This window comes from Bradyrhizobium sp. Leo114, assembly GCF_055229415.2.
The window spans coordinates 288,008-304,479 of the sequence record NZ_JBUYEN020000002.1; the positions used below are offsets into that span (position 1 = coordinate 288,008).

The following is a 16,472-nucleotide window of genomic DNA, read 5'->3' on the forward strand; positions in this document are numbered from 1 at the left end:
TCAGCGCCATGTAACACGCGCCTCCCAGAACTCCGCCGCGTTTATCTTCAGGGGAGATCAACATGCGCAAATCACTGCTTTGCTCCGTCGCGTCCATCGTGCTGCTCTCGGGAGCCGCCTTCGCGCAGGGCGAAGGCGAATATCCGGCGACCCTCAAGGGCCACGCCGTGCTTCCGGCGGAAAGCTTCATCGACGCGCCGGCCGATGCACCAAACGATCTCAAGACCTCGGGCAAATACACCACCGGCCGCCGCGTCGACGCCACCGGCACCGTGATGGGCAAGTCCTACGAGCGGCCGACCGGCGTCTCGCTGCCGTTCAAGGGCCAGCCGCTGCAGGGCCATTCCGGCATCAAGGTGATGGCGGACGGCACGTTCTGGGTGCTCACCGACAATGGCATGGGCTCGCGCTACAACTCAGCCGATTCGATGCTGTACCTGAACCGGCACAAGATCGACTGGACAAGCGGCAAGATCGAGCGTCAGGAAACCGTGTTCCTGCACGACCCCGACAAGAAGGTGCCGTTCCGCATCGTGCATGAGGATACTGCCAAGCGCTATCTCACCGGCGCCGATTTCGACACCGAAGGCTTCCAGATCATCGGCGACACGTTCTGGATCGGCGACGAGTTCGGGCCCTACGTGATCAAGGCTGACAAGACCGGCAAGGTGCTGGCCGTGTTCGACAGCATCGCCGACGGCAAGCCGGTGCGCTCGCCCGATCACTGGTCGGTGCAGTCGCCGGGCGCGCCGGGCGCCAGCTACACCACCGTCAACCTGCGCCGCTCCAAGGGCTACGAAGGCTTTGCCTCCTCGAAGGACGGCAAGTTCCTGTACGGCCTGCTCGAGGGCCCGCTGTGGGATGCCGAGAAGAAGGACTGGGAGAAGGTCGACGGCAAGGAAGCCTCTCGCATCCTCGAGTTCGACGTCGCGAACGAGAAATTCACCGGCCGCTACTGGCACTATGTGTTCGAGCAGAACGGCAATGCCATCGGCGACTTCAACATGATCGACCCGATCCAAGGCCTGATCATCGAGCGCGACAATGGCGAGGGCACCGCGGACAAGGCGTGCCCGCAGGGACAGCGCGGCGAGAACTGCTTCCCCGATCTCGCCAAGTTCAAGCGCGTCTACAAGGTCGAGCTCTCGGATGCCAATGTCGGCAAGCCCGTGCGCAAGGTCGCCTATATCGACCTGATGAAGATCCGCGATCCCGACAAGAAGGCGAAGAAGCCGCTCAATGACGGCGTGCTGACCTTTCCGTTCTTCACCATCGAGAACGTCGACAAGGTCGACGACACCCACATCATCGTCGGCAACGACAACAACCTGCCGTTCTCCTCGAGCCGCGATCCTAACAAGGCCGACGACAACGAGTTCGTGCTGCTGGAAGTGGGTGAGTTCCTGAAGGCGAAGTGAGTGACTCCCTCTCCCCGTTCTTCACGGGGAGAGGGTTGGGTGAGGGGCTCTCTCCACGATTACGGTGGCAGATGTATTCGCGGAGAGAGCCCCTCACCCGGATTGCTTCGCAATCTTACCTCTCCCCGCAAGAGCGGGGCGAGGTAAGAACCACCTACCCTGCCGGCGTCATCACGACGCCCTTGTCCTTGGGCCAGCGGATGCGCCAGGCGAAGTTGATCTCCTTCAGCTCGCTTGGTTTCGCATCGAACGTCCATTGCAGCACGCCGCGCCTGTCGCGCAGATTGGTCGCGGTCGGCGGCGTGGTCTGCGGCAGCATCTCGACCACGATCTCCTCGCTCTCGCTGACCGGGAGCTGATCCTCGATCGCGACGCGGATCGGGAAATCATGGCCGTTGCGGATGCTGGTCTTGAACGCGCGTTCGTCGGTCTTCGATGTCGTCACGATCAGACCCGCCGAGCCCTCGTTGCGCTTGACCACCGAGCGCTCGACCTTGACCTTGTCGTCGGCGCCGAAGCCGAGCCGCACCGTTTCGCCCTTGCCGGCGGACGCGATTTTGCTGCGCCCGACGAAGACGCCATCACGATAGATCGCGACGCGGCCGGGCAACAGCGGCGCGTCCTCGGCCTGCTTGAAGCTCGCCTCCAGGAACGCCGTCGGATCGAGCACCGGCACGGCGCGGATCGTCAGCTCGGGCGCGATCCCGCTGCTTCCGATGCGCAGGCTCTTGGCTCCCTCGCTGGCACCGAGGCTGACGCGGCCGGGGATTTTGAAGGTGGCCTGGAAGTCGCCGATCTCGGCCACGGCCTGCTGCTCGTCGGCGCGCTCGCGCGCATCGAACGCCTCGGCGGCCTTCGCGGCTGGCGCCGAGCGCAGTGCGGTCGCCGGCCGCGCCAGCTCCGGCACGGCGCTTGACAGCGGCACCGGGCGCGGAGGCTGAGGATACTGCACGAGCAGCGAATTCAATTCGGGCGCGCTGTCGCCACGGGCAATGCGCACGGTGGAGACGCCGAGCGCGACGTTCGACCAGTCCTCGCCGGTCGACTGCGTGATCTCGGCGCGGCGCACCAGTTCCAGCGAGGGTTTTCGATCTCTGGCGGCGGTATCGAGGCGCGCGTCGTAGATCGGCGCCCAGCGCGCATTGCGCACCGAATAGGTGACGCGCAGGGTGGCTTTCGCAGCAGTCGCGGCGGCGAGGTCGATACGGACCTCGAGCTTGCTTGGCGGCTTGGCGGCGCGGTCGGATTCCAGCCGCGCGATCTCGCGGTCGAGATCGCGCTGCTTGCGCTCGGCTTCGCGGATCGCGGTATCGGCGATCGCGATCTCCTCGGAAACGGCAGCAAAAGCGGCGCGCCATTCGGACAGCGGCCGCGCCTCGCCCTTCTCGCCGATGCCGACCGGGGCGGCTTCGGCAAAACGCGCGGCGAACTGGCGGCGGGCCCTGGCGGCGTCGATCGCCCCTTGCAGATTGGCGTGCTCGTCCTTCAGCGCCTCGATCCGCTTGTCGAGCTCGGGCAGGTTGACCGGCGGCGCCGCGCGCGGCTGGCGCGCGTCGATCGAGCCGATCGTCAGCTTGCCGTCGGCGTCGCCTTCAACGCGCAGCGAGGATGGATCGAGCGACAGCGGAAAATCCCTGGCGACCAGCGTGCTGTCGCCGGACGGCAGATCGAGCGTGATGACGCGGGTGACACTCGCACCATCGGGATAGACGGTCACCGCATCCACCGTCGAAGATGCATCGATGTCAGCCGCGCGCGCCGGCAAAGCGGCAAGCGCGGTGACCAGCACCAGACTGGTGGTGACAAGACAATTGGCAATCAAACGCATTGGATTCCTTTCCTGCATAGCGCGCAGACTTCAGCCTGTCGGCACTGCCGGACAGTGGCTGATGTCACACCCCCATCGGTGGTGAGACGCAGCGAGAAAGAAACCGGTTCGATTGGGGTGCCACAAAGATGGAGACCACAAACCTGCGGTATCCAGTTGCGCGCTAATCCCTCCCCCGTCATTGCGAGCGCAGCGAAGCAATCCATCCGTCCGCGTTCGAGGCTGGCAATGGATTGCTTCGCTGCGCTCGCAATGACGGGAGGGGAGAGCGCGGCCCACAAAAAAAGCACGGCGCTTGGGGGCGCCGTGCTTTGGTTCATCTCGCGTTCAGCCGAAGCCGTTCTCAGCTATAGATTTCAAACAGCCCGGCGCCGCCCTGACCGCCGCCGATGCACATGGTGACGACGCCCCACTTGGCCTTGCGGCGGCGGCCTTCCTGCAGCAGGTGGCCGGTGAGGCGCGCGCCGGTCATGCCGAAGGGGTGGCCGATCGCGATCGAGCCGCCATTGACATTGTACTTCTCGGGATCGATGCCGAGCTGGTCGCGGCAGTAGAGGCACTGGCTGGCGAAGGCTTCGTTGAGCTCCCAGAGATCGATGTCGTCGATCTTCAGGCTGTGGCGCTTCAACAGCTTCGGCACCGCGAACACGGGTCCGATGCCCATCTCGTCCGGCTCGCAGCCGGCGGTCGCCCAGGCGACGAAGCGGCCCAGCGGCTGCAGGCCGCGCTTCTCAGCGTCCTTGGCTTCCATCAGCACCACGGCGGCGGCGCCGTCGGAAAGCTGGCTGGCATTGCCGGCGGTGATGTACTTGCCGGCGCCCCTCACCGGCTCGAGCTTCGCGAGACCCTCGATCGTGGTGTCGGGACGGTTGCACTCGTCGCGGTCGACGACATAGTCCTTGATGCTCTCTTCCTTCGTCACCTTGTCGACCACCTTCATCTGGGTCTTCATCGGGACGATCTCGTCCTTGAACTTGTTCGCCTGCTGTGCGGCCGCCATGCGGCGCTGCGACTCCAGCGAAAACTCGTCCTGATATTCGCGGCTCAGCTTGTAGCGCTCGGCGACGATGTCGGCGGTGTCGATCATCGCCATGAAGATGTCGGGCGCGGTCTTGAGCAGCTCCGGATCGACCGATTCCTTCGGCGTGCCGCCGCCGGGAATCGAGATGCTCTCGACGCCGCCGGCGACGATGCATTCGGCGCCATCGGAACGGATCGAGTTGGCGGCCATCGCGATGGTCTGCAGCCCCGAGGAGCAGAAGCGGTTCACCGAGACACCCGCGGTCGACTTCGGCAGGCCGGCGAGCAGCGCGGCCTGACGGCCGATATTGGGCGCGCCGTGGGCGCAATTGCCGAGATAGCAATCCTCGACATATTCCTTGTCGACGCCGGCGCGCTCGACGGCATGCTTGATGGCGTGCGCCGCCAGCGACATCGGCGGGGTGATGTTGAACCCACCGCGGGCGGACTTCGCCAGCCCCGTGCGTGCATAGGAAACAATAACGGCTTCACGCATTGTGTTTTCTCCCTTGTTCGGACGGCCTGATGACCGGTCTTGGCCCATTCGTACACGGATTTTGTCGGGTGCCAAACGACAAACGCCGCCTCCGATGCCGGAGGCGGCGTCATGTTCCGCAGGTCGGAATATCTGGATCTAGCGGCGGGACTGCCTTCCCTTCTCCCCTTGTGGGAGAAGGTGTCGCGCATGCAATGCGCGACGGATGAGGGGTTGTCTCCACGGGCGACGGCGCTCGTGGAGACAACCCCTCACCCGAATGAGTCTGGTGCTGACGGCGGAGCTGCCCTCTCCCACAAGGGGCGAGGGCGCGGCAATTGGCACCTCGTGCGTTCAGAACACCAGCGCCTTGACCTGCTTGACCTGCGGCAGCGCCTGCACCTTGGCGAGCACGTCCGCCGGCACCGGGCCGTCGACCTCGACCAGCGCGATCGCGTCGCCGCCTTGCGCGACGCGGCCGAGATGGAAGGTCGCGATGTTGATCTTGGCGTCGCCGAGCAGGCTTGCGAACTTGCCGATGAAGCCCGGCTTATCCTCGTTGGTCACATAGATCATCGACTTGCCGAACTCGGCGTCGACGCGGATGCCCTTGATGTCGACCAGCCGCGGCTTGCCGTCGTGATAGACGGTGCCGGACACCGAGCGTTCCTGCCGCTCCGTCGTCACGGTCACGGTGATCAGGCTCTCATAGTCGCTCTGCGCGGCGCGCGTCACCTCGTCGACCACCATGCCGCGCTCCTTGGCAACGACAGGCGCGGAGACGACGTTGACGTCGCCCAGCATCGGCCGCAGCAGGCCCGACAGCACCGCCGAGGTCAGCGCCTTGATCTTCATCTCGGCGACATGGCCCTCATAGGTGATCTGGGTCTTGACGATGCCGCTCTCGGTGAGCTGGCCGGCGAACGAGCCGAGCTTCTCGGCGAGCTCGATGAACGGCTTCAGCTTCGGCGCCTCCTCGGCCGTGATCGAGGGGAAGTTGATGGCGTTGGAGATCGCACCGGTGAGCAGATAATCCGACATCTGCTCGGCGACCTGCAGCGCGACATTCTCCTGCGCTTCCGTGGTGGACGCGCCGAGATGCGGGGTGCAGATCACGTTGGGATGGCCGAACAGGATGTTCGAGGTCGCCGGCTCCTCGGAGAACACGTCGAAGGCGGCGCCCGCGACATGCTTGGAATTGAGCGCGTCGACCAGTGCCTGCTCGTCGACGAGGCCGCCGCGGGCGCAATTGACGATGCGGACGCCCTGCTTCATCTTCGCAAGCGCTGCGGCATCGATGATGTTGCGGGTCTTGTCGGTGAGCGGCGTGTGCAGGGTGATGAAATCGGCGCGCTTGAAGAGATCGTCGAGCTCGACCTTCTCGACCCCGATATCCTTGGCGCGCTCCGGCGACAGGAACGGATCGAAGGCGATCACCTTCATGCGCAGGCCGAGCGCGCGGTCGCAGACGATCGAGCCGATATTGCCGCAGCCGACCACGCCGAGCGTCTTGTTGGTGATCTCGACGCCCATGAAGCGGTTCTTCTCCCACTTGCCGGCCTGCGTCGAGGCATCGGCCTGCGGGATCTCGCGAGCGAGCGCCAGCATCAGCGTGATCGCGTGCTCGGCGGTCGTGATCGAATTGCCGAACGGCGTGTTCATCACGATGATGCCCTTGGCCGTCGCCGCCGGGATCTCGACGTTGTCAACGCCGATGCCGGCGCGGCCGATCACCTTCAGCCTGGTGGCCTTCTCGATGATCTTGGCGGTCGCCTTGGTCGCCGAGCGGATCGCGAGGCCGTCATAGTTGCCGATGATCTCGGCGAGCTTTTCCTTGTCCTTGCCGAGATTGGGCTGGAAGTCGACCTCGACGCCGCGATCTTTGAAGATCTGCACGGCCGCGGGCGACAGGGCGTCGGAAATGAGAACTTTGGGTTTGCTCATGGGAGTGGTCCCTCGATGGACGATGCACTGATGGCGTCACCCGCGAACCTGCCTCGCGAATCCATCTTCTTTTCGTGATGGATGGCCGGGTCAAGCCCGGCCATGACGATGAAGAGGTGACGTTACTTACGCGGCCTTCGGCAGCGAGGCCTTGGTCTCAGCGAAGGCCCAGTCGATCCACTGCGTGAGCAGTTCGACGTCCTTGGCTTCCACGGTGGCGCCGCACCAGATACGCAGGCCTGCCGGCGCATCGCGATAGTGCGCGAAGTCGAAGCCCGCATTCTCCTTCTCAACCAGGGCAACCAGCTTCTTGCAGAAGTCGGCCTGCAGGTCCGGCGCGAGCGAGGTGATCGCGGGATCCGTGATCTTCAGGCACACCGAGGTGTTGGAACGGATCGCGGGATCCTTGGCCAGGAAATCGATCCACGGCGTCCGCGCCTTCCAGTCGGCGAGCACCTTGGTGCTGGCGTCGGCGCGCGCGATCAGCGCCTTCAGGCCGCCGATCGATTTCGCCCAGTCGAGCGCATCGAGATAGTCCTCGACGCAGAGCATCGACGGCGTGTTGATGGTCTCGCCTTCGAAGATGCCCTGGTTGAGCTTGCCGCCCTTGGTCATGCGGAAGATCTTCGGCAGCGGCCAGGCCGGCTTGTAGGTCTCGAGCCGCTCCACCGCGCGCGGCGAGAGGATCAGCATGCCATGCGCGGCCTCGCCGCCCAGCGCCTTCTGCCAGGAGAAGGTGATGACGTCGAGCTTCGGCCAGTCGAGCGGCTGCGCGAATGCCGCCGAGGTCGCGTCGCAGATGGTGAGGCCTTCGCGGGTCGCGCTGATCCAGTCGGCGTTCGGCACGCGGACACCAGAGGTGGTGCCGTTCCAGGTGAAGACGACGTCACTTGCCGGATCGACCTTGGAGAGATCCGGGATCTCGCCATAGCCGGCGTTGAGCTTGGTAACGTCCTTGAGCTTCAGTTCCTTGACGATGTCGCTGACCCAGCCCTCGCCGAACGATTCCCAGGCCAGCGTCGTGACGGGCCGCGCACCGAGCAGCGACCACAGCGCCATCTCGACAGCGCCGGTGTCGGAGGCTGGCACGATGCCGATCTTGTAGTCGGCCGGCACCTCCAGCACTTCGCGCGTCAGCTCAATAGCTTGCTTGAGCTTGGCCTTGCCGATCTTCGCGCGATGCGAGCGGCCGAGCGCGGCGTCCTTGAGATTTTGGGGAGTCCAGCCGGGGCGCTTGGCGCAGGGGCCGGAGGAGAAATGCGGCACGTTCGGCCGCGAAGCGGGCTTCGCTGCAGTCATGATCTACCCTTCCAGATAGCTGCCTCTCGGTGGGGAGAGGTTTCCCGCCGCCGGAGATAGTGGAAGGGTAAAGACTCGTCAAGGAACTTCCTGATGATCACAGGCGATTGATGGCGCCTCGTCGGGCGATGGCGCCTGATCAAGCAGTCCGGCCGCATCGTTCACCAGCTTGACGGCCTTCCGCCGGCTGGAGACTCTCATGATGCTCTTTTCATCGGCCTGCACGATGTATTCGTTGCCCGCCCTGACGATTGAATATCGCTTCATCTGAAATATCCCCAAGCTGTCCCAGAACGCGAAGACTTTGGACCGGCATCGCGTTCGATCTTTGCTTGATCATGATCTCTTGCGGATCATGTTCTGCCGCTGGGAGACGCGTAACTAGCAGCAGCGTTCCCGGCCGTAAAATTACGGAGGCCGGCGTAGTTTATCGCTTGTTAACCGGAACGCAGAGCGACGACTACCACTGCGATCAGCGATCTTGCCCGCGCAGCTTGGCGCAAGTCAGAAGCGCATCGTCATGCCGATATGACTGCGTTGAAATCCAAGCCGTTCATAGAAGCGCTGCGCGTCGGTGCGGGTGTGATGCGTCAGCAGTTCGACGAGGATGCAACCGCTCGCGCGCGCTTCAGTGATCGCCCATTGCACCATCTGCTCGCCGATGCCGCGGCTGCGGCAGTGGGTTGCAACGCGCACATCCTCGATCAGGCCGCGCGAGGCGCCTTGCGAACTTATGCCCGGCAGGATGCATAGTTGCAGGCAGCCGACCACTGCGCCGTCAGCGTCCTCGGCGACCACGAGCTTGAAATTCGGATCGCGATCGACCTTCTCGAACGCGGCGAAATAGGATTGAGGCAAGGGATCCTCGATCCGCTCGCGCGCGCTGCCAAGCCGATCATCCGCAAGCATGCCGACGATGACGGGAACATCGTCGCGACGGGCGCGGCGGATCGTGATCGAGGACGCAGTTGCCATGATGTGTTCCGAAAAAATTAGCGTGCTGGCACAAGCCCGAGTGAGTTCTCGGCCTCGCCAATCCAGCGGCGAAGCGCGGGATAGCCGCCGAGATCGAAGCCGCCCTCATGCGCGAGCCGCGTGTAGGCAAGCAGCGCCACATCGGCGAGCGAGAGCGCCTTGCCGGCCAGGAACGGCGTCAGCGCAAGCTGCTGCTCCATCCGCGCCAGCGCCGCATGGCCGCGCTTGACCTTCTCCGGATCGAGCTCGGAAGCGGATTTGCCGAGATAGCGCATCTGGAACCGGCACACGGCGATATAGGGCTCGTGGCTGTATTGCTCCCAGAACAGCCACTCATCCATCTTCGCGGCGGCGAAATCATCTGACGGGATGAGGTCGCTGCCACGGGCGAGATAGCGGATGATGGCGTTGGACTGCGCCAAAGCGCGGCCGTCGTCGAGCACGATCGTCGGCACCTGTCCGGCGCTGTTCATGCTCAGGAAGTCCGCACTGCGCGTCTCCTGCTTGAGGATGTCGACGTCGATCCATGTGTAGGGCAGCGCGAGGTAATCGCACACCCATTTCACCTTCAGGCAATTGCCCGATTTGTCGTCACCGTAGATTTTCATGGCTGGCTGCTGTCCTGCTCCCGAATGACAGAGCACCAGTGGAAACAGAAGCTGTCAACACATGGGGCACAAATGCGCCTAGAATTTGTAGCCGAGACCGGCGCGCACTGTGTTGATGTTGGTATCGACCGTTGTGGTGAAGCGGATGTATTCCCATTCCGCGCGCATGAAGAGGCCCCCGACCAGATTGATGTCGATGCCAAGGCCGGCCGTGTAGCCGTAGATCAGGTGATTGTGCACGGCATCGGTCGCGCGCAATGGCATCAACGGCCTGAAAGGTCCAAACGGATCGGCACTCACCGCGTCCGTAACGAGTGCACTATGCGAAATGTCGGCCTTGCCTAGCGCGAAGCCGCCGAACGCATAAGGTAGGAAGCATCCGAACGCATAGGCTGCGCGCCCCCGGAACGTCGCGATGTCCGAGATCGAGATCGAGGACGCCGAGGTGACTCCGACGTCATGGTAGCGGGTGTCGGTGAGAGGGGCGCCGCTCACAAGCTCCTTGCTGGCGCTGGCCGCGCCGCCGAAGCTGCCGTGCACGTAGCTCGCCTCCAGGCCGAGCACGACGTCACTCCATTGCCAGTTGTATCCGACAAAGGCTCCGTATGCGGACGAACGCGCCGTCTGCTTTCCGAGACCGAGATTCCATTGCGCAACGCCCATCTGCTGGACGATGTTGTCGGAAATCAGCGAGGAGATCAAAGATGACGGCTTGCTGTCGAAATTGGCATCGGACGATCCGTAGCCGGCTTGGCCACCAATGTAGAGACCTTCCCAGTAAGCTCTGGAGGTTGTCAGCCCATCGGTGAAGCTGCCGCGAAGCACCGGGAGATCGGGAAGATCGGCGGCCTCTGCGCTCGTCACCGCGCCACACATTGCCGCCGCCAGCAGAAACCTACGCATCGCACACGCCCCCAAATCGACTTAACCAAACCCGGAGACGATCATCGCTCGTTAACCTTAACCAATGGTTGTCACGCGCCGCGTTTGCCACAATCTTCCGCGTGATGGCCGCGCTTTCCACAAAACGAAAACGGCGCGGGAGCATCCCGCGCCGTTTGCAATCGTTAACCGATGAAGGTTCGTATTAACCTTTGCGCACCAGCGGCGGCGGTGCGTAGACCGGCTGCGGGCTGTCCAGATTCCAGCGCACGCCGAGCTTGAGATCGTGCGAGGTGATATCCCTGAAGTTCATTGGATTGTTGGTCGTGAAGCCCTGGAACGTCGTCACGGGTCCGGTCAGTCCCGAACCGAGGTCGACGTAGCTATAGGCGACTTCGAGCGTCAGGTTTGGACTGACCTTGTAGGCAAGACCTGCATGCGCCGCCCATGCGAAATTCCACTTGGAAGCCGAAGCGGCGGTCGCAAAGCCCGGCGCAATCACGCCGGGTGAGAAATCGGCAAGACCTTGATCAGTGAAATTGGAGACGGTCACGCGCGCTGCGCCAACACCGGCGCCGATGAACGGCGTCACGCACCACCAGGTGCCGAGATCGACATAGGCGTTGGCAAGGACAAGCCATTCCGACTTGCTTGCGTTGTAGTTGTCGGACCCTGCGCCAATAACTCCGCCGCCAAGCGGATAGGTCACGAGATCCTGTCCGTGAAAATTCGTCCTTCCACGATACTGACCGGTGATGTCGGCGCGGAACCAGTTGTTGAACTGATAACCGACACCAAGACCGAAGATGCCGCCGGTGTCGAAGCCGGTCTGCTGGTTCAAGGAGAGCAGCGGCGCGTACAAGGCGTTGTTGCCGTTGCGCACTTCCTTCACGCTCTGATTGCTGAAGCCGATATCGCCGCGCAGATACCAGCCGCCGAAATCTTCTACCGGCGGCGGTCCATAGGCCGGAGGCGGCGCGATCGGCATATCGGCGGCGAATGCCACCGAGGAAATCAAGGAGACCGCACCAGCGGCAAAGAGAGATTTAACGCAACGCATTGGCTTCGTCCTTTTGGCCAGTGAGGCGAGCAGGGAAGCCTCACGTCTGAAAACCCACGGCCGGACGATGGCACTAAATGCTTAAGCGGCGCTTAACCCTAATTATTAAGGTTGACAACCTCTGACGATTTTCCCGAAAGCTCGCGGTATTGCGCTATTCCCGCTGTCGAACAGAAAGCGGTCGCGCCACAAATGCTAACGATGCGTTGACGAAATCTTGGCTCTTGTCTTCGCGATTTCTTCACGCGAACCGGAATCCACTCTCAGATCAAGTCCGAGGGCGTGCTTCGCTCGAAAACGCTTTAATGCGCGTGGTTCGGCATTTTCGGCAGGAACACCGCAAGCAACCCGATCGCCGGCAGGAACGCGCAGAGCTGATAGATGAAGGCGATGTCGGTGTGATCGGCAAGCTTGCCGAGCACCGCCGCGCCCAAACCGCCGATGCCGAAGGCAAAGCCGAAGAACAGGCCGGAAATCATGCCGAAGCGATGCGGCATCAGTTCCTGCGCGAACACGATGATCGAGGGCGTCGCCGACGAGATGATCAGGCCGATGAACACGCTGAGCACGGCGCTGGTGACGAGGCCGGCATAGGGCAGTGCCAGCGTGAACGGCAGCGCGCCGAGGATCGAAAACCAGATCACGTATTTCCGGCCGAAGCGGTCGCCGAGCGGTCCGCCCACGAAGGCGCCAGCTGCGTTCGCTGCAAGGAAGATGAAGAGATAGAACTGCGCCGCTTGCGTCGAGACGTCGAACCTCTCGATCAGATAGAAGATGTAATAGCTCGAGAGGCTCGAGACATAGAGCTGCTTCGAGAACAACAGCGCGACCAGCACGGCGAGCGCGATCGTCACCCGCCGCCCGGTGGGCGCGTCCGGGTGCCGCTCGACGACCGCCGCCTTCCTGGTCACGATCTGCGGCTTGTACCAGGCACCGATGCGCCACAGGATCAGGATCGCAAGACCCGCAATCGAGGAGAACCACGCGATCGAGAGCTGCCCGAACGGCACCACGATCAGCGCCGCGAGCACCGGGCCCATCGAGGTGCCGAAGCTGCCGCCAAGCTGGAACACCGATTGCGCAAAGCCGTAACGGCCGCCCGAAGCGAGCCGCGCGATCCGCGCCGATTCCGGATGGAACACCGCCGAACCGAGCCCGACCAGCGACGCCGCGATCAGGATGATGCCGTAGTGATGCGCGCCAGCGAGCAGCAGCAGGCCGAAGAAGGTGAAGCCCATGCCCATCGCAAGCGAGAACGGCTGCGCCTTCTTGTCGGTGAAATGCCCGACCAGCGGCTGCAGCAGCGACGCCGTGAACTGGAACGCCAGCGTGATCATGCCGATCTGCGTGTAGTCCAGCGCGTAGGCGTCCTTCAGGATCGGATAGACGGAGGCGATCAACGACTGCATGGTGTCGTTGAGGAAGTGCGAGAAGCTGATGCCCGCCAGTACGATGTAAGCCGGCCCCACCGCGGTCGCGCGGGCTGCCACGCGCGGCGTCACGTCTGATACCAGCACCGGTTCAGCCAGCGCTTCTTCTGAGACGGCAACGGGCTTGTTCAACGGAAATTCCTGGCAGGGAGCGGCGAAGCGGCAATCGGTGCTGCTTACGCCGCAGCAAACGCTGCGACCACCGACAATAGATGATGGCTGCGATGCTACCGGCGCGCGTTGGATCAAGAGCATTTAGAGAAGCGATGGCGGTGCTTCTCCCTCTCCCTGCCCTTCGCGGGGAGAGGGTTGGGTGAGGGGCTCTCTCCGCGAACACGGTGACCGACGAATTCGCGGAGGCTCCCCCTCACCCGGATCGCATCTGCGATGCGATCCGACCTCTCCCCGCAGGCGGGGCGAGGTGGGCGCGTCCGCTTCTCTACTGTGTTACGCAGCAGCAGCCGCGGCATGGCCGAGTGCGGAGACGATGTGATCGACGACTTCCTCGACCAGGAGGCGGTCGTCGCCCTCGCCCATCACGCGGATCACCGGCTCGGTGCCGGAGGAGCGGACCAGGAGGCGACCGTGGCCGTTGAGCCGCTTCTCGGCGTCGACGATGGCGGACTTGACCTCGGCATCATCGAGCGGCCTGCCGCTGCGATAACGCACATTCTTCAGGATCTGCGGCAGCGGATCGAAGCGGTGGCAGACTTCCGACACCGGGCGGCGGAGCTTTTGCACCACGGCAAGCACCTGCAGCGCGGCGACGAAGCCGTCGCCCGTGGTGGCGTAATCGGAAAGGATGATGTGGCCCGACGGCTCGCCGCCGAGATTGTAGCCATCACTCAGCATCCGCTCGAGCACATAGCGGTCGCCGACCGGCGTGCGCACCATGTCGAGGCCAATGCCCTGCAGGAAACGCTCGAGCCCGAGATTGGACATCACGGTGGTGACGATGCCGGGCTTGGCGAGCCGGCCCTCGTCCTTCCAGCTCTGCGCGATCACTGCGAGTAACTGATCGCCGTCGACCACATGACCGCGCTCGTCGACCAGGATCACGCGATCGGCGTCGCCATCGAGCGCAATGCCGATATCGGCGCGCATCTCGCGCACCTTCTTGGCCAGCGTTTCCGGCGCGGTGGAGCCGCATTCCTTGTTGATGTTGAAGCCGTCGGGCTCGACCCCGATCTGCACGACGTCGGCGCCGAGCTCCCACAGCGCTTCCGGCACCACCTTGTATGCGGCGCCATTGGCGCAATCGATCACGACGCGGAGGCCGTCGAGGCTCAATTCGCGCGGCAACGTGCGCTTGGCGAATTCGATGTAGCGGTCATGGACGCCGTCGATGCGGCGGGCGCGGCCGAGGCTCGCGCTCTGAGCGAGCCGGCGCTCGATCGGCTCGTCGAGCAGTTGCTCGATCTGCTTCTCGACGTCGTCGGACAGCTTGAAGCCTTGCGGCCCGAACAGCTTGATGCCGTTGTCCTCGAACAGATTGTGGGAGGCTGAGATCATCACGCCGAGATCGGCGCGCATCGACTTGGTGAGCATCGCGACCGCCGGCGTCGGCATCGGGCCGAGCAGCAGCACGTCCATGCCGACCGAGGTGAAGCCCGCGACCATGGCATATTCGATCATGTAGCCGGACAGCCGCGTGTCCTTGCCGATCACCACGCGATGGCGATGGTCGCCGCGCTGAAACACCAGGCCGGCGGCCTGCCCCACCTTGAGGGCGAGCTCCGGCGTAATCAGACCATTGGCACGGCCGCGAATCCCGTCGGTCCCGAAATATTTACGGCTCATATCACCCCCAAGTAAGGCCTGGGCTTCTCCAGCCACCTCAGCGAGAAGCCCGAAACATCATCAGGCAGGCGTTATAGTGCGTCGGCCGCCAAGACGGCTTCAAAATATATGATGAATCATTACCGTCGCCTGAAGGCAAGAGTTTAGGTTAATATATTGTAAAATAATGTATATTTCGGAGGCCGGAGTTCCTACGGACAGCGGCCGGCAGCCACTCTAGCGCTTGCGGAGGATGTGATGGTCGTCCTTGGACGGCGCCGGCTGGGTCACATTGACCGGGTCGGAGGCCGGAAAAGTCTCCTCCAACCCCTCCTCCAGGGACTCCTCGAGCGCCCGCTTTTCGCTCTCGGCATCTTTCGGCTTGGGGGTCGATCCGGTCATGGTGGCCTCCTACTAGGTCGGATTTCGCGGGGGCGATTTGGCAGATGATCCAACCATGCTAGATGACGGCGCATTCGCGAAATACAAGACGGGCCGGGAGCGTCCATGAAGCACATCACCTGCATCGAAGATCTGCGCCAGCTACACAAGCGCCGCGTGCCGAAGGCATTTTTCGACTATGCCGACCGCGGCTCCTATACCGAGGACACGCTGCGCGCCAACAGCGAGGATCTTCAGCAGATCAAATTCCGCCAGCGCATCCTGGTCGACGTCTCCAAGCGTGACCTCAGGACCACGATCCTGGGCGAGCCGGCCGCGATGCCGCTGATCCTCGCCCCTGTCGGCCTGCTCGGCATGCAGCATGGCGACGGCGAGATCTATGCCTGCCGCGCCGCACAGGCCGCAGGGATTCCGTTCACGCAGAGCACGATGTCGATCTGCTCGATCGAGGACATTGCGGCCGCCGTCGACAAGCCGTTCTGGTTCCAGCTCTACGTCATGAAGGACCGCGGCTTCATCAAGGCGCTGATCGAGCGCGCCATCGCCGCCAGGTGCAGCGCGCTGGTGCTGACCGTGGACCTGCAGGTGATCGGCCAGCGGCACCAGGACATCAAGAACGGCATGACCGTGCCGCCGGAATGGTCGCTGTCGAAACTGATCGATTTCGCCACCAAGCCTGCCTGGGTCTCGGGCGTGCTGCGCGGCAAGCGCCGCACCTTCGGCAATCTGGCGGGCCATCTCAAGATCGACCAGGACATCACGTCGCTGTCGACCTGGATCAATTCGCAGTTCGACACTTCGCTGAACTGGAAAGACATCGACTGGATCCGCAGCATCTGGCCGGGCAAGCTGATCCTCAAGGGCATCCTCGACGTCGAGGACGCGGAGATCGCGGCCAAGACCGGGGCGCAGGCGATCGTGGTCTCCAACCATGGCGGCCGCCAGCTCGACGGCGCCCCCTCCTCGATCGAGGTGCTGCCCGAGATCGTGGACGCCGTCGGCTCGCAGGTCGAAGTCATGTTTGACGGCGGCATCCGCACCGGCATGGACGTGATGCGCGCGCTCGCGCTCGGCGCGAAGTCCTGCATGATCGGCCGCGCCTATGCCTACGGCCTCGGCGCCGGCGGACAGGCCGGCGTCACCGAGGCGATTAACGTGCTGGCGAAGGAACTGCTGACGACCATGGGCCTGTGCGGCGTCAACACCATCGCCGAGATCGACGACAAGGTGCTGGCGGTTTAAGTCAACACGCGCGCGATGCCGATTGATGTGCCCTCGCCCCCTGTGGGAGAGGGCAGCTCCGGCATCGGCATCGAGCGCGTTTGGGTGAGGGGTTCTCTCCGCGAGTGCAG

At 63.5% G+C, this 16,472-nt stretch carries 14 protein-coding genes; 2 read left to right on the forward strand and 12 right to left on the reverse strand.

Annotated features, from left to right (window positions below; genetic code table 11):
• Window positions 1–62 precede the first annotated feature (62 nt).
• Entirely contained in the window at window positions 63–1,418 is a 1,356-nt protein-coding gene (locus tag ACZIRK_RS03625) for an esterase-like activity of phytase family protein (RefSeq protein ID WP_463326967.1), read from the forward strand.
• A gap of 154 nt (window positions 1,419–1,572) precedes the next feature.
• On the opposite strand, the gene ACZIRK_RS03630 is transcribed toward ACZIRK_RS03625, so the two are convergent.
• The 12 genes from ACZIRK_RS03630 to ACZIRK_RS03685 all read right to left on the reverse strand — a co-directional run bounded on the left by ACZIRK_RS03630 (window position 1,573) and on the right by ACZIRK_RS03685 (window position 15,120).
• Complete coding sequence (locus ACZIRK_RS03630) at window positions 1,573–3,246, reverse strand: mucoidy inhibitor MuiA family protein (RefSeq protein WP_130227919.1); 1,674 nt, start codon at window positions 3,244–3,246, stop codon at window positions 1,573–1,575.
• A gap of 343 nt (window positions 3,247–3,589) precedes the next feature.
• Window positions 3,590–4,762, reverse strand: a complete 1,173-nt coding sequence (locus tag ACZIRK_RS03635; protein ID WP_130227920.1) for a thiolase family protein — start codon at window positions 4,760–4,762, stop codon at window positions 3,590–3,592.
• A 333-nt stretch (window positions 4,763–5,095) separates the two neighbouring features.
• On the reverse strand, window positions 5,096–6,685 hold the full coding sequence (gene serA / locus ACZIRK_RS03640; protein WP_130227921.1) for a phosphoglycerate dehydrogenase: 1,590 nt from the start codon (window positions 6,683–6,685) through the stop codon (window positions 5,096–5,098).
• 126 nt (window positions 6,686–6,811) lie between these two features.
• Window positions 6,812–7,984, reverse strand: a complete 1,173-nt coding sequence (locus ACZIRK_RS03645) for a phosphoserine transaminase (protein ID WP_130227922.1) — start codon at window positions 7,982–7,984, stop codon at window positions 6,812–6,814.
• A gap of 78 nt (window positions 7,985–8,062) precedes the next feature.
• A complete protein-coding gene (locus tag ACZIRK_RS03650) occupies window positions 8,063–8,251 on the reverse strand; it encodes a hypothetical protein (RefSeq protein ID WP_028163851.1) in 189 nt (62 codons plus the stop codon).
• A gap of 237 nt (window positions 8,252–8,488) precedes the next feature.
• Window positions 8,489–8,959, reverse strand: a complete 471-nt coding sequence (locus ACZIRK_RS03655) for a GNAT family N-acetyltransferase (protein WP_028163852.1) — start codon at window positions 8,957–8,959, stop codon at window positions 8,489–8,491.
• A gap of 17 nt (window positions 8,960–8,976) precedes the next feature.
• Window positions 8,977–9,567 carry a glutathione S-transferase family protein gene (locus ACZIRK_RS03660; protein WP_130227923.1) on the reverse strand — a complete coding sequence of 197 codons (591 nt, stop codon included), beginning with the start codon at window positions 9,565–9,567 and terminating at the stop codon, window positions 8,977–8,979.
• Between the two features lie 78 nt (window positions 9,568–9,645).
• The gene (locus ACZIRK_RS03665; RefSeq protein WP_028163854.1) at window positions 9,646–10,470 is read right to left on the reverse strand and encodes an outer membrane protein; all 825 of its coding nucleotides are present in this window, start codon (window positions 10,468–10,470) and stop codon (window positions 9,646–9,648) included.
• 184 nt (window positions 10,471–10,654) lie between these two features.
• A complete protein-coding gene (locus ACZIRK_RS03670) occupies window positions 10,655–11,509 on the reverse strand; it encodes an outer membrane protein (protein WP_130227924.1) in 855 nt (284 codons plus the stop codon).
• A 302-nt stretch (window positions 11,510–11,811) separates the two neighbouring features.
• Window positions 11,812–13,071: an MFS transporter gene (locus ACZIRK_RS03675; protein ID WP_463326968.1), complete on the reverse strand. Its 1,260-nt coding sequence runs from the start codon at window positions 13,069–13,071 to the stop codon at window positions 11,812–11,814.
• Between the two features lie 315 nt (window positions 13,072–13,386).
• A complete protein-coding gene (glmM, locus tag ACZIRK_RS03680) occupies window positions 13,387–14,739 on the reverse strand; it encodes a phosphoglucosamine mutase (protein ID WP_028163857.1) in 1,353 nt (450 codons plus the stop codon).
• Window positions 14,740–14,955: 216 nt separating this feature from the next.
• Complete coding sequence (locus tag ACZIRK_RS03685) at window positions 14,956–15,120, reverse strand: hypothetical protein (RefSeq protein ID WP_165435371.1); 165 nt, start codon at window positions 15,118–15,120, stop codon at window positions 14,956–14,958.
• Window positions 15,121–15,225: 105 nt separating this feature from the next.
• Between ACZIRK_RS03685 and ACZIRK_RS03690 the strand changes: the two genes are divergently transcribed.
• Window positions 15,226–16,362, forward strand: a complete 1,137-nt coding sequence (locus tag ACZIRK_RS03690; protein ID WP_028163858.1) for an alpha-hydroxy acid oxidase — start codon at window positions 15,226–15,228, stop codon at window positions 16,360–16,362.
• Window positions 16,363–16,472 lie beyond the last annotated feature (110 nt).

Excerpts from the sequence above, each read along its gene's own strand:
- ACZIRK_RS03655 (WP_028163852.1), bottom strand. The coding sequence starts at position 8,959 with ATGGCAACTGCGTCCTCGATCACGATCCGCCGCGCCCGTCGCGACGAT.
- ACZIRK_RS03690 (WP_028163858.1), top strand. The coding sequence starts at position 15,226 with ATGAAGCACATCACCTGCATCGAAGATCTGCGCCAGCTACACAAGCGC.
- ACZIRK_RS03670 (WP_130227924.1), bottom strand. The coding sequence starts at position 11,509 with ATGCGTTGCGTTAAATCTCTCTTTGCCGCTGGTGCGGTCTCCTTGATT.
- ACZIRK_RS03630 (WP_130227919.1), bottom strand. The coding sequence starts at position 3,246 with ATGCGTTTGATTGCCAATTGTCTTGTCACCACCAGTCTGGTGCTGGTC.
- ACZIRK_RS03645 (WP_130227922.1), bottom strand. The coding sequence starts at position 7,984 with ATGACTGCAGCGAAGCCCGCTTCGCGGCCGAACGTGCCGCATTTCTCC.
- ACZIRK_RS03635 (WP_130227920.1), bottom strand. The coding sequence starts at position 4,762 with ATGCGTGAAGCCGTTATTGTTTCCTATGCACGCACGGGGCTGGCGAAG.
- glmM (WP_028163857.1), bottom strand. The coding sequence starts at position 14,739 with ATGAGCCGTAAATATTTCGGGACCGACGGGATTCGCGGCCGTGCCAAT.
- ACZIRK_RS03665 (WP_028163854.1), bottom strand. The coding sequence starts at position 10,470 with ATGCGTAGGTTTCTGCTGGCGGCGGCAATGTGTGGCGCGGTGACGAGC.
- ACZIRK_RS03625 (WP_463326967.1), top strand. The coding sequence starts at position 63 with ATGCGCAAATCACTGCTTTGCTCCGTCGCGTCCATCGTGCTGCTCTCG.
- serA (WP_130227921.1), bottom strand. The coding sequence starts at position 6,685 with ATGAGCAAACCCAAAGTTCTCATTTCCGACGCCCTGTCGCCCGCGGCC.
- ACZIRK_RS03685 (WP_165435371.1), bottom strand. The coding sequence starts at position 15,120 with ATGACCGGATCGACCCCCAAGCCGAAAGATGCCGAGAGCGAAAAGCGG.
- ACZIRK_RS03660 (WP_130227923.1), bottom strand. The coding sequence starts at position 9,567 with ATGAAAATCTACGGTGACGACAAATCGGGCAATTGCCTGAAGGTGAAA.
- ACZIRK_RS03650 (WP_028163851.1), bottom strand. The coding sequence starts at position 8,251 with ATGAAGCGATATTCAATCGTCAGGGCGGGCAACGAATACATCGTGCAG.